Source organism: Shimazuella sp. NTD250 (assembly GCF_059510375.1).
Genome location: NZ_JCAJZS010000004.1, coordinates 203,123 through 215,174, shown reverse-complemented (window position 1 = coordinate 215,174; position 12,052 = coordinate 203,123). Strand labels below are relative to the sequence as shown.

The 12,052-nt window shown below is 39.1% G+C and carries 12 protein-coding genes; 6 read left to right on the top strand and 6 right to left on the bottom strand.

The window, feature by feature from the left end; translation table 11 throughout:
* Nucleotides 1-58: 58 nt before the first annotated feature.
* From AC5WOF_RS11910 to AC5WOF_RS11895, 4 genes are all read right to left on the bottom strand, one after another.
* On the bottom strand, nucleotides 59-532 hold the full coding sequence (locus AC5WOF_RS11910; protein WP_496050178.1) for a GNAT family N-acetyltransferase: 474 nt from the start codon (nucleotides 530-532) through the stop codon (nucleotides 59-61).
* A gap of 13 nt (nucleotides 533-545) precedes the next feature.
* Nucleotides 546-1,589, bottom strand: coding sequence for an L-threonylcarbamoyladenylate synthase (locus tag AC5WOF_RS11905; RefSeq protein ID WP_496050431.1), 1,044 nt, complete (start codon nucleotides 1,587-1,589; stop codon nucleotides 546-548).
* A gap of 56 nt (nucleotides 1,590-1,645) precedes the next feature.
* Nucleotides 1,646-2,071, bottom strand: a complete 426-nt coding sequence (locus AC5WOF_RS11900) for a hypothetical protein (protein WP_496050177.1) — start codon at nucleotides 2,069-2,071, stop codon at nucleotides 1,646-1,648.
* 82 nt (nucleotides 2,072-2,153) lie between these two features.
* Nucleotides 2,154-2,600 (bottom strand): hypothetical protein, encoded by a 447-nt coding sequence (locus AC5WOF_RS11895; RefSeq protein ID WP_496050176.1) that lies wholly within the window; start codon nucleotides 2,598-2,600, stop codon nucleotides 2,154-2,156.
* A gap of 336 nt (nucleotides 2,601-2,936) precedes the next feature.
* On the opposite strand from AC5WOF_RS11895, the gene AC5WOF_RS11890 reads away from it, so the two are divergent.
* Entirely contained in the window at nucleotides 2,937-3,791 is an 855-nt protein-coding gene (locus tag AC5WOF_RS11890) for a hypothetical protein (RefSeq protein ID WP_496050175.1), read from the top strand.
* Nucleotides 3,792-3,821: 30 nt separating this feature from the next.
* Here AC5WOF_RS11890 and spoIIR read toward each other — a convergent pair whose 3' ends face one another.
* Nucleotides 3,822-4,457: a stage II sporulation protein R gene (gene spoIIR, locus AC5WOF_RS11885; protein ID WP_496050174.1), complete on the bottom strand. Its 636-nt coding sequence runs from the start codon at nucleotides 4,455-4,457 to the stop codon at nucleotides 3,822-3,824.
* A 112-nt stretch (nucleotides 4,458-4,569) separates the two neighbouring features.
* Here spoIIR and AC5WOF_RS11880 point away from each other — a divergent pair, with 112 nt between their 5' ends.
* Nucleotides 4,570-5,097 carry a superoxide dismutase family protein gene (locus tag AC5WOF_RS11880; protein ID WP_496050173.1) on the top strand — a complete coding sequence of 176 codons (528 nt, stop codon included), beginning with the start codon at nucleotides 4,570-4,572 and terminating at the stop codon, nucleotides 5,095-5,097.
* Nucleotides 5,098-5,174: 77 nt separating this feature from the next.
* Here the strand turns inward: AC5WOF_RS11880 and AC5WOF_RS11875 are convergent, their stop codons facing one another.
* The gene (locus tag AC5WOF_RS11875) at nucleotides 5,175-5,969 is read right to left on the bottom strand and encodes a helix-turn-helix domain-containing protein (RefSeq protein WP_496050172.1); all 795 of its coding nucleotides are present in this window, start codon (nucleotides 5,967-5,969) and stop codon (nucleotides 5,175-5,177) included.
* A gap of 175 nt (nucleotides 5,970-6,144) precedes the next feature.
* On the opposite strand from AC5WOF_RS11875, the gene AC5WOF_RS11870 reads away from it, so the two are divergent.
* The 4 genes from AC5WOF_RS11870 to AC5WOF_RS11855 all read left to right on the top strand — a co-directional run bounded on the left by AC5WOF_RS11870 (nucleotide 6,145) and on the right by AC5WOF_RS11855 (nucleotide 12,021).
* Nucleotides 6,145-6,819 (top strand): response regulator transcription factor, encoded by a 675-nt coding sequence (locus AC5WOF_RS11870; protein ID WP_496050171.1) that lies wholly within the window; start codon nucleotides 6,145-6,147, stop codon nucleotides 6,817-6,819.
* Nucleotides 6,816-8,171 carry a sensor histidine kinase gene (locus AC5WOF_RS11865; protein ID WP_496050170.1) on the top strand — a complete coding sequence of 452 codons (1,356 nt, stop codon included), beginning with the start codon at nucleotides 6,816-6,818 and terminating at the stop codon, nucleotides 8,169-8,171. Before AC5WOF_RS11870 ends, AC5WOF_RS11865 begins: the two co-directional genes overlap by 4 nt.
* A 124-nt stretch (nucleotides 8,172-8,295) precedes the next feature.
* Entirely contained in the window at nucleotides 8,296-11,409 is a 3,114-nt protein-coding gene (locus AC5WOF_RS11860) for an efflux RND transporter permease subunit (RefSeq protein WP_496050169.1), read from the top strand.
* A gap of 159 nt (nucleotides 11,410-11,568) precedes the next feature.
* Nucleotides 11,569-12,021 carry an Rrf2 family transcriptional regulator gene (locus tag AC5WOF_RS11855; protein ID WP_496050168.1) on the top strand — a complete coding sequence of 151 codons (453 nt, stop codon included), beginning with the start codon at nucleotides 11,569-11,571 and terminating at the stop codon, nucleotides 12,019-12,021.
* Nucleotides 12,022-12,052 lie beyond the last annotated feature (31 nt).

Sequence of the window (12,052 nt, the reverse complement as noted above, 5' to 3'; positions counted from 1 at the left end):
GAAACAGATGGTCAAAATTAATAAACTTAATATATAACTTGATTTCTACCCACTTATTTTAAAAGTGGGTATTTTCTGCTGAATTCCTATAAAGTACAGTTAAAGACAGTATAGAATTTACTGTCAATTGGTCTACTTTTTGAAATCCCAAAGAAAGATACAGGTTAATTGCTGGTATATTAACAGAACCCGTTTGAACTTTAAATCCGCTCACTTGATTTTCATATTTATGAAATAAAAATTGGAGCATTGTTCTAGCTATTCCCCTGCGAAAATAAGTCGGATGAATGAAAACACGATAGATATCTAACACCTCTTCGATGATTTGAAAACTAATCACACCAACAAGTATTTTCTCATGATAATACCCAAAAAATGTTTCTGTTGAGCTTTGCAAACTCTCTATTGTATCTTTTAACGGCGGTATATCATCCATCCCTATTATTCGTGCTTCCACTTGGTATGCTGGAATTTGTAGTTGTAAAACTTGCTCAGCAGTGTACCTATCCGATACATCTAGCAGTTTTATCATAGCATTCTCCTAATCATGAGATTGTTCTTCCTTCTGCTGCTTTGTTTAATCGATTCATTACAGACAAATATAAACCATGCAATGGGAACGTTTCAGATAAAATAAAGTCTATATCCATTGCATCAAACTTACGTAATGCATCATATAATCCTTTTGCCACAGATGCTGGATAAGTACGACTTCCACAAACTACTATTTGAACTCCCACATATTTATCTTCATTTTCTGATGTAGTTAATATACCGACACGGTATCCAGATTTTATCTTTTCCCGGGAAATAGTTTGAATCTTTTCTGCCATGTCTTCACCTGTCACCAACCACATTTCCCCTTTCGGAGCATAATGGCGGTATTTCATCCCAGGTGATCGAGGTTTTTCTTGTAGAGCAGTATCCACTAATACATCTCCTGCTACTGCCTGTAAATCTTCTAATGTAATTCCACCTGGCCTCAGTAAAACAGGAGTCTCCCCTGTTACATCAACAACAGTAGACTCTACCCCAACTGTCGTACTTCCCCCATCTAAAATGAGATCGATGTTCCCACTCAAATCTTCTGCTACATGACTTGCACTAGTAGGACTTGGGCGGCCAGACCGATTGGCACTTGGGGCAGCAATTGGCACATTCGCCAATTCTATTAATGCTAAAGCAAGTGGATGATCAGGTATACGTATACCCACAGTAGAAAGTCCAGCAGTTACACCTGCTGCAAAACCCTCTCGGTGTTTCATTACATAGGTGATAGGACCAGGTGAATATCGCTCCATAAGTTGTCTAGCAACACTAGGGACTTCCCTTACCCACTCTTCGATCTGCTCCATCTCAGCTAGATGTACAATCAGCGGGTTATCACTAGGTCTACCTTTGGCTTGAAAAATCCGACGGACTGCTGCTTCATTGGTGGCATCTGCACCCAATCCATAGACTGTTTCAGTCGGAAATGCAACTAAGCCGCCTGTTTGTAAAAGATGGGCGGCTTTTTTTATATCGGAATGTTGAAGATAAAAGTCTCGTTTTTGATCATAGGTAAGGTTAATTACAGTTGTCACTTTGATACCCCTTGTTTTCTTATTATCTTTTCAAGGTATCGGATTGTGGATGAAAATGCAAATTAAGGATGGAGTGGATAGCTTAATAACATGCCATTTGAAGCTACTTGTCTGTAATGGGTTGAATTTACTATACTTTCCGGTACTTTCTCTGACGGTGTGAAACCCAAATCCAGCAGCCATTTCGATGTCGGTGGAACAACCAAGCAGAGTTGTTTTTTTCCTTGTTTCTGACAATACATCATCAAGTGATCGAACAAAGCACCCAATTGTTCTATTGTTGGCGTCCCATTTGCAAACCGCAGCGAATGCAAGTATCCTACGCTCTCATGTAACTCAATCGCCAACATTCCAATTGGTTTTTGATCGAGAAAGGATTGCACAATAAAATAATCATCGATTTTATGTACCGGCTCACCAGATACACTTAAATTACAAGTATTTATCCATTTTCGATCTTCTTCCACTGCTTTGCGTAGAAAAAACATCCCAAAACTCCCTTTGTTCATAGCCTTGATTTCAATCTATGAGACAAAAGCTTATTTATACCTATTTTTCTAGATGATAGACTTATATATTTTTTATAAAATGAATAACATGACTCTTTGTATAAATCCATGTTATGATGAGAAGAGAATCCCAGTCGAAAGGACACTCATGACCTTCAGTCAGCACGACTTGACGCTCGCATTCGCCAAGGCGGCGATGGGACAGACCGACAACTCCTCCCCACTCGGCAGGCAGATCGCCGGGTACGTGGAGGAAATCCGTTCCACACAGCAGTCTGGTCAGGAGCAGACGACTCGTTCCGAGCGTCAACAGACAACTCAACCCGCACAGACCTTCCAGCAGCGCCTGGCGGCGGTTCGATCCGCGCAGTCCGGACAGCGGCAGCAGCGGACCAAGACTCTGGTTGTTGGCGTGAACCACGGGAACGGCTTCACGCCTGCCCCCGGTTCCGAGATCGTCGAAGTCCAGGCGGATCGTGTTGTCTTCGGGATCAACTACAGCTGACACCTCTGTGCCAGCACAGGCGGTTCTGCATTATCCATGTGAAAACATGTCGATAAAGCAGGGCCGCCGCGATGTTTGTAAGGCTTTTTTTACTTTATTTCACCATCAATAAATGTATTCTTTTAGGAATTTGTTTAATCAAACCACGCACAATCTTTCGTGATACAATCATTTTTATCTTATTTGGAAAAAAATAAAAGGAACTCCTTTTCTAAACAATCTTGATATATTATCTAAACAATAAGACTTTAGTCTCAAATTATATCAGTCTATTGTTTGTTTTTAATATCATCCTACTGTTATATGCTCTATTTACATAATATTCAGAGGTGATCTCCTATGTCTTTCATTAAAACTTTTAAAAACACTTATGTTCAAGAGAAAGGGTTAGTTTGGACAGGTTTTATCGGTATTATAGTGGCAATACTATGTGGATGTTTGTTTATCTTTCATGGTAGTAATGATATACCTCCCGAAGGAAAATTCTCAAATGTAATTTCTTTTGATCTTGCGATTGGAATCTATGCCTTGACAACTGCCGTTCTTCTGACCACGTTACAACTTACAACACCCTTACGAAAAAAAATACTTGTGTATCCCTTAATCGTCACAGCATTGGTAGCATACATTTGTGAAACGGTACAAAACTTAAGGGGAATAAATGCCAGATTTACCCACACGAACCTTCCATTTTCTTTTTTGAATGATCTCATTACAAATGTGGCAGCCATACTGATTCTATTATTTATTATTTTTACGGTTATTATTTTCCGAACAAAAAAAGAAGAGCACCCATTGCTTCTCCTCTCTGTTAAATATAGTTGTATTGCAGTTCTTTTAGGCGGGATTGTATCAGGTTTATGGATGAGTATGGAGCAAGGAAGATGGGTTGGGGAAGCAGGAAATATTATGATCATACATTTTATAGGCTTTCATAGCATGCAAACTCTCCCGATTATAGGATGGTTCCTTCAAAATTCAACTATTTCTTTGCATAAAGCTCGAAAAGCTATCCATACTGCTGGAATTACCTGGATCGTACTCATTCTATTTTTGTTCTTACAAACAGCTTCAGGAAAATCAATTTATGATCTCACCATTTACTTGATAATCATCATTCTTTGCCTCTTGGTCTGGTTTATTTGCTTATTGTGGAGCTACTTGAAAAATCTACAGTCTCCAAGTGAAATGTAAGGCATTCTTTTTCATGAGTGTCTTTTCTAACTAATTAAAAAGGGTTTTCATTTTATCCAACAACAAGAAACGAACTTCTAAATGATTTGCTTTGACCTGTTTCTCATCTTTACCAGCCTCTGCATATACTTCCCTTTCTGGAACATCGGTAGAGAGAACCGCACCACTGTCGTTTTTCGGAAAAGCCTCTCCTTTCCCCATATCAACAAAACACAATGGAGGAAAAAGTACACACCACCAGTTACCACCCTTACCAGAGCCTATTGTTACTAAGAGAGCTTCATAATTGCCAGCTGCATATACTTGATCACCATATAATTTTGTTGGAAAAGGAACTTGTCCAAATTGGACTTTGACTGGATACGAAAAGCCGTATTTCTTAATTGTTTCTTTCGCTAGTTGTTGAAACAATGGCAGATGTTGACGAACCATTTGTCGAGCTTCCGCTATGTTTTTTGGTTTATGTACCCATGTTTTCATTTCAGTTACGATTTCATTGCGAACTTGACGCTTGAGCCACTGGTCTTGAACAGAATCACTATTGGCGAGAATTCGCAGCCTCACCGCTTCATTTGGAATACTTGGTACACTGGATTCTACTATATGGTGACTTGATACAATCCACATCGATAAGAAAAATGTTATAAGTGCAAAAAACTTTTTCATCACTTTCCCTCCTCCCTATTCAGTATGGACAAGTGAGGGGAAGTTTAGTCGTGTTATCATTCGGAAAATTTTGTTATAATTGTTATAAATACTTATCGAGGAGGAACTTCTAATGCGTATTTATCTCCTTCTGTTACCTTTTTTGCTGTCTTCACTCACAATAGGATGTACATCACACGCATCCAAACAAGCCGTAGCAACGTTGATTGATTCCAAAGGAATGAATGTAGGAACGGTGAAAATAACGGAGATTCACGATGGGGTACAAGTAGATGTTAAAGCACAAAATTTACCCGCAGGCCCTCATGCCTTCCATGTTCATGCAGTAGGTAAGTGCTCTGCACCGGATTTTAAATCAGCAGGACCTCATTTTAATCCAACAGGAAAACAACATGGCCATCTCAATCCACTAGGAAATCATGCAGGGGACTTGGGGAATATCACAGTCAAAAATGATGGAACATTTCAATTAACCAAAAAACTCGAAGGAATTACACTGGAAGCCGGACAAAAAAATTCACTCTTTCAAAGTGCAGGAACTGCTTTTGTGATTCATGAAAAACCAGATGACGAGAAAACAGACCCAACTGGAAACGCTGGTAATCGTATCGCTTGCGGGGTAGTAAAGGTTTCAAAATAAATAGTACATATCTTGTTCCATATAGAGCCGGCTCATGAAGACAAATGGATATGTCTTCATGAGCCTTTTATCCCTTATTAGAGGAGGATCGGAATACCACTTAGCTCCATCCGCTGGAGACCCTCCTTAGCTTCTGTACTGCCTAGTGGTGAAAGAAGGTAGTGTATGTTTTTATTTCTCAAGAACTTCCCTACCAATTCCTCGTGATACAACCTTTCGAGAAATGTGTTGGTGGCTTCAGGAATCTTGTCTACCTGTATTTCATTTTCACCTTGCAGCAAAAATAGGAGAACCTTCAACCGTGATTCTATAAGCAACCTATCTGAACTTGTTTCCAGTGCTACTACCAACCCCATAAACTGGTCCACCGTAATAGAAGTATTGGTTGAGCCTACTTCGATCACAGAAAGCCGGTTACTCTTCAAGCGGATTCCCAGAGCCTCGACGTATTCGGAAAGCTGCTTTATTGACCATCCATGCTTTATCCTCTCTTCACGAACATTGTCGCCAACGACTCTGGCATAATAGTTTTTCGGATAGGGGACAAGGTCTTCTCTCTCCAGAATGACAAAGTCTCCTGAATGAATCTCGTCTGAGTGATCCGTTAGCAGCCACTCAGGAGTGGTTCGAAATATTTTTGCACAGCCTATGAGCTGGTCTATGGTCAAAACAGGTGCGGACTGACCAACAGATACAGCTCTTTCGATTTCAGAGAGGCTGCTGATTCCCACTCCCAGCAAGCGAAGCATATGCTCACACGCTTGCTGGGACCAGCCCCAGTACTCCCTCTGTAGGGCGATATTCCTTCCCGCCACTCCTGAATAGTAAGTTTCCATTTCCGTACGAGGGCCATTACTCCATGCAGATGGCATTTTTTCTCCTTAAGGGATAACGACAATACAAAATGATTATACTGAAAAAGAATAGTTTTATAAATATAAATAAAAAATCACTAGTGAAATTCCATTATTAAACAGATAAAATAAAGTTTGATATAATCGATCAAACATGTTAATCTGGCCCAAAAAACAGCTGTGAGGACAATCAATGGTAAATATTCTCATCGTAGAAGATGATATTCATATTCGAAATATGCTTGCATTTTATTTAAAAAAAGAAGGTTTTGAAATTCATCAGTCGGAAAATGGCGATCATGCTCTCACTATAATATATTCTAGGCCGATCGACCTAGTAGTGCTAGACATTATGTTACCTGAAAAAGACGGATGGGAAGTTTGTCGAGAAATTCGTAAAGCACATGACACCCCAATTTTAATGGTAACTGCAAAACAGGAAATGGATCAGAGGATCAAAGGATTGGAAATCGGGGCGGATGACTATATCACAAAACCATTTGATCCATTGGAACTTGTGGCACGGGTAAAAGCGTTACTCCGACGTGCCCGCATGACATCCCGTAACTGGGTAGAAATAGGTGATACAGTTATTGATGCCAATAGTTATACCGTCAACATAGGACATCAAACGATAAAGCTCCCTCCAAAAGAATTTGAGCTTCTGTTTCAATTAGCCAGTTACCCTAGTCAGATTTTTACAAGAACCCAATTGATTGAAAGAATCTGGGGAATTGACTTTGTCGGCGATGAACGAACAGTCGATGTCCATATCAAGCGGCTTCGTCAACGCTTTGATCAAGAAACAAACGCTTTTCAAATCACGACGATTCGAGGTCTTGGCTACCGATTGGATGTGCCCTCATGATGCGCACTCTTTATTTTCGGTTGGTCATTACCTTTATTGGTGTTGTCATTATAAGCTTAGTCATTTCTTTTTTTATTGCTGATATACTGTACCGCCAAGACTTAGAAAAGCAAATTCAGCAAACTATCGTTCGCCAAGGGAAAGAAATAATATCTTTGTACCAGCAAAACCCTTCAAAAAACATAGATACCTATTTGAATAGCATTTCCCTCCTCCATTATGATATTTGGTTATTTACCAACTCAAAAAATGGAAAATATTTTAGTTTGAATCCCAAAAAAACAAGTCCACCTTTTACAAATAATGATATTCAATTTGTAAAAAAAGGAGGAATTTATTATGGAAAACCGAATACGAAATCAGTTCAAGTGGTAGGGTTACCATTCCAAATCAATAACCAGCCTTATGCACTCTTCATTAAACTAAATGAACTGAGATTTAGTGAAAAAATAAATCAAATTGTACATACCGTTCTCTACAGCGTTTTTATCATAGGCAGTATTTTGATATTAATTGCATCTCAATACCTTGTAAGACCGTTAAAAGCGATGACATCGGCAACTAAAAAACTATCCCAAGGCAACTTTGATATCCATCTGGAAGTAAAACAAAAGAACGAGCTTGGCACACTTGCACATAGTTTTAATCGAATGGCTAAGGAATTAAGTGAGCTGGAACAAATGCGCCAAGACTTTGTATCCAATGTATCTCACGAAATCCAATCGCCTCTCACTTCCATACGAGGATATTCTGAAATGTTAAAAGACCAAACCATTTCAATCGAAGAACGAACTGCATTTCTCGATATTATCCAGCAGGAAACCGAAAGATTATCTCGCTTGAGTGAAAACTTACTAAAATTGGCTTCCCTTGAATCCAATCACCACCCCTTTCACCCTGAATCTTACCGTTTGGATGAACAACTTCGGAGACTCGTAGCCTTCTTGGAACCGCAATGGTCAGAAAAACAGTTAAAAGTAACGGTGAAGCTAGAAAAAATAACGATCTTTGCTGATCAAGACCAGCTCAGTCAAGTATGGCTAAATCTGCTCAGCAATAGTATTAAGTTCACCCCAGATGAAGGCAGCATTCACATCCAACTTACAAGTAGAGAACGACAAATCATTGTCCGAATAACAGATACAGGCATTGGTATCCCAAAGGATATCCAACCGCATATTTTTGATCGCTTTTACACAGGTGATCCTGCTCGAAGTCGTCTAAAATCTGGTAATGGACTTGGATTATCCATCGTCAAAAAAATAGTAGAATTACATGATGGTGAAATAATAGTTGAAAGTGAAGAAGGGAAAATGACAACATTTACCGTTATCTTACCAGAGCAAGTATAAAGCAACCTTTTCCCAAAGGTTGTTTTTTTCATTCACTATTTTGTCAAAACTATAGTTGTTTGTTCATACTGTGTTCATCTTGAACGACTATTTTTATAACAGCAAAATAAAGGAGGAGCCCTTCGTGACAAAATGGAGCTTAAAAAATAACATTGTTATTATCTTGCTCGCCATTATTGTGATTGTTTCTGGTGTACTGGTTACTGGCAAACTAAAACTAGAAACAATCCCAGATGTAAGCAATCCGATACTTACTGTACAAGCCAATCAACCCGGTGCTAGTGCAGAAGATATAGAAAAAAATGTAACAAAACCGCTTGAAGATACGATCAAACAACAAAATGATTATGAGAGCTTTACAAGTACCTCAAGCGATAATGCAACAAGTATTCAAATCACCTATGCATATGGAACGGATTTGGATAAAAAAGAACAAGAGTTAAATAATAATTTCGCAAAAGTGGCATTGCCTGAAAAAACAGATGTTCAAATTAAACGCATCAACCTTGAAGACTTGCCAGTTTATACCGCTGCCCTTTCCACTAAATACGAAGCGGATTTGCAAAAAGAATTAGAAGATAAAATCATCCCTGAACTAGAAAAAACAGATGGGGTTAATGAAGTAACCCTGAAAGGAACAAAAACAACCAAGGTCGCAATCCAGGTAAATCTCGAGAAAGCTCAAGCAAAAGGGCTGACGCTAAATAGCATTCAACAAGCTATCCAAAACGAAGATTATGCACTGCCTGCTGGTTCAGCTGAAACAAAAGACAATACGATTGCAGTTCGTTTAGTCGGACATATTAAAAAAGCAGCTGATTTGAAAAATATCCCGATCACCCCAGCATCAGCAGGAGCAAACTCACAACTTGCTGTATCCGCAAAACCAGTCAAACTGGGAGATATTGCGGAGATTAAAACGATCTCAGAACAAAATGAGATCAGCAAAGTTAATGGAGAAAACGCCTTTCAGATCGAGGTCACAAAAGACCAAGATGCCAACACAACGGACGTCTCCAAATCTGTACGGGATATACTGACGAAGTACCAGCAAAATGTGGCTTTTAAAATCCATACGATTTCGGATCAAGGAGATGCTACGGAAAAATCCATTTCCAGTTTGATTCATGAGGCCTTATATGGAGCAATATTTGTCGTGTTGATCATTGCCCTCTTTTTGCGCAATATCCGGGCGACCATCATTGCCCTAATTTCTATTCCGATTTCCATTTTAGTGACGTTAGACTTGATGGAACCGATGGGATATACCTTAAACATCATGACCCTCGGTGGATTAGCCGTAGCTGTTGGACGGATTGTCGATGACAGTATCGTGGTAATCGAAAATATTTTCCGTTGGAAACAGCTAAAAGGAAATGAACTTTCCCAGAAGCAAATCGTACTAAGAGCAACCAAAGAAGTGGGAACTGCTGTAGCTTCTTCTACCTTTGTTACGATCGCTGTCTTTCTTCCACTTGCCTTTGTCTCTGGTATGATTGGAGAAATTTTCCGTCCCTTTGCATTAACAGTGGCTATCTCTATCCTAGTATCTTTGATCGTCGCCTTTACCTTAATTCCTATGCTGGGAGCATCGTTCTTTAAAAAAGTTGCTCATCATTCCGAAGAGACAAGACTTTCGCGCATTTATGGAAAATTACTACATGGTGCTCTGCGTCAGAAGACGTTGGTAATCATTGCGTCCCTATTCATATTGATCGGTTCGCTTGCGATGATTCCTCGTCTAGGATTTTCTTTCTTACCATCAGGAGATGCAGAACTTGTTACCTCTGAGATTACTTTACCTACTGGTACAACCCTTGGAGCTACTGAAGAACTAGCAGATAAGTTAGAGGACAAAATCAAAGACATGAATCTCTTTGATAAACGACAAGTGACAATTGGTATGTCCAATACGTTTCAGATGGCACAAACGAATGAACAAAAGATAACATTTACATTGGAATTGAAAAACGGCGAATCTGTCGATGATGCCTTAACCAAAGTAGAAAAAGAAATGACGAAAATCAGCCAAGATAAATATCCAAAAGCAAAAGTCAAAGTATCTGAGCAAGCACATGCGGGGCCAAGTTCAGGAAATGATGTCGAGGTTAAACTGTATGGAGATAACCTAAAAAATTTAACAACAGCATCGAACCAGATAGAAGATCTTTTCAACCAAAATAAAGACTTAAAAAACGTTACCAATAATAGTCAAGAAACCCGTAAAGCATGGAACATCACCTTAAATCAAGAAGGAAAAGAATTAGGTCTTACCCCTGGCCAAGTAATGCAGACAGTTAGCGAACATCTTCAACCATTAGATGTTGGAACGTACACATTAGATGGAGTGGATAAAAGTCTCGTTCTCGAATATAACGATAAAATTTCATCCGAAACACAGATAAAAGCGATAAAAATCCAAACGGCAAAAGGAGAAAAAGCATTATCGGAAATCGCAGATGTAAAATTGAGCAATGTCCCTGCATCGGTTTTGCATGAAAATGGTGAAACATATACCAAAGTAACTGCCTTAGTGAAAGGTAACAATACGTTAAAGGTCACTGATCAAATCAAACAAGATATTGATGCCTTATCTCTCCCGAGCGGCATTACTGTACAAATTGGCGGTGGGAATGAAGATATTACGGACGGACTCACCAGTCTAGGTATCTCTATAGCCATAGCGATTGGATTGGTATTTGTCATCTTGAGCATGACCTATGGTGGATTACTCACCCCATTGGTAATCTTATCCTCGCTCTTGTTTGTTCCCATTGGGGCAATAACAGGATTATTGATTACCGGACAACCAATATCGATGAGTGTAATGATCGGCTTACTGATGTTAGTAGGGATTGTCGTAACCAATGCGATTGTGTTATTAGATCGAGTCGAAAAGAAACGAAAAGCTGGCTTAGAGTTACAACAAGCCATCATGGATGCAGCAAAAACGCGTCTGCGTCCGATCTTGATGACAGCACTGGCTACCATCTGTGCCTTGATCCCATTAGCTCTGTCTACCGATTCTAGTTTGCTTATCTCCCAAGGTTTAGCAATTACAGTTATCGGTGGATTGACAACTTCAACGCTTCTTACATTGTTCTTCGTTCCGGTGCTCTATTCTCTGGTCGGAAAGTTTCGGAAAATCGAAGTTGACTCAGCAGAACTTGAGTTAGAGCAAAATGTTAATCCAGAAGAGGATAACAAGGAAAAAGCAAGGGAATTGGTAGAAGTTTAATTAAAAAATATTTTCATTCACTGATCTGCACCCCAAAAGTTGGACTAAAAAATCTAACTGGAAGGGTGCATTTTTCATGACAAAAATAGATAACGTACAAAATGTAACTTGACAATCAAACTAAATGTAACTAATATGGTTACATCAGGAGGTGAGAGAATGAGTTCCAACAGTCGATTTACAATTGCTTTACATGTTTTATCAAGAATATCAGTGGCAAATAAAAAGAATGAGGATTTTATTACATCCGATCAAATAGCAAACAGTGTCAACACGAATCCGGTATTTATCCGGCGTATCTTAGGAATGTTAAAAAAAGCAAACTTAGTGATTGTCCAGAAAGGCAGAATTCGGTCTGGTTGGAAATTAGCACGCTCACCTCTAGAAATTACGATGCTCAACGTATATGATGCAATGGAAGAAAAACCAATATTTGAAATGCATCATAGCCCTCCTAATCAAAGTTGTCTGATAGGAAAAGGAATCCAACCAGCTTTAAAAAAATTTTACAGTAATATAGACATCGCGATGAGAGATCAAATGAAGAATGTTACATTGGCAGACATAATGGAAGAAGCACTATCTTACTCAACTGATGGTCAGTTACTCTGACTGTTTCCCATATAACATAATCTTTATGTTC

Excerpts from the sequence above, each read along its gene's own strand:
- AC5WOF_RS11865 (WP_496050170.1), top strand. The coding sequence starts at position 6,816 with ATGATGCGCACTCTTTATTTTCGGTTGGTCATTACCTTTATTGGTGTT.
- AC5WOF_RS11875 (WP_496050172.1), bottom strand. The coding sequence starts at position 5,969 with ATGCCATCTGCATGGAGTAATGGCCCTCGTACGGAAATGGAAACTTAC.
- AC5WOF_RS11900 (WP_496050177.1), bottom strand. The coding sequence starts at position 2,071 with ATGTTTTTTCTACGCAAAGCAGTGGAAGAAGATCGAAAATGGATAAAT.
- AC5WOF_RS11855 (WP_496050168.1), top strand. The coding sequence starts at position 11,569 with ATGAGTTCCAACAGTCGATTTACAATTGCTTTACATGTTTTATCAAGA.
- AC5WOF_RS11910 (WP_496050178.1), bottom strand. The coding sequence starts at position 532 with ATGATAAAACTGCTAGATGTATCGGATAGGTACACTGCTGAGCAAGTT.
- AC5WOF_RS11870 (WP_496050171.1), top strand. The coding sequence starts at position 6,145 with ATGGTAAATATTCTCATCGTAGAAGATGATATTCATATTCGAAATATG.
- AC5WOF_RS11880 (WP_496050173.1), top strand. The coding sequence starts at position 4,570 with ATGCGTATTTATCTCCTTCTGTTACCTTTTTTGCTGTCTTCACTCACA.
- AC5WOF_RS11890 (WP_496050175.1), top strand. The coding sequence starts at position 2,937 with ATGTCTTTCATTAAAACTTTTAAAAACACTTATGTTCAAGAGAAAGGG.
- spoIIR (WP_496050174.1), bottom strand. The coding sequence starts at position 4,457 with ATGAAAAAGTTTTTTGCACTTATAACATTTTTCTTATCGATGTGGATT.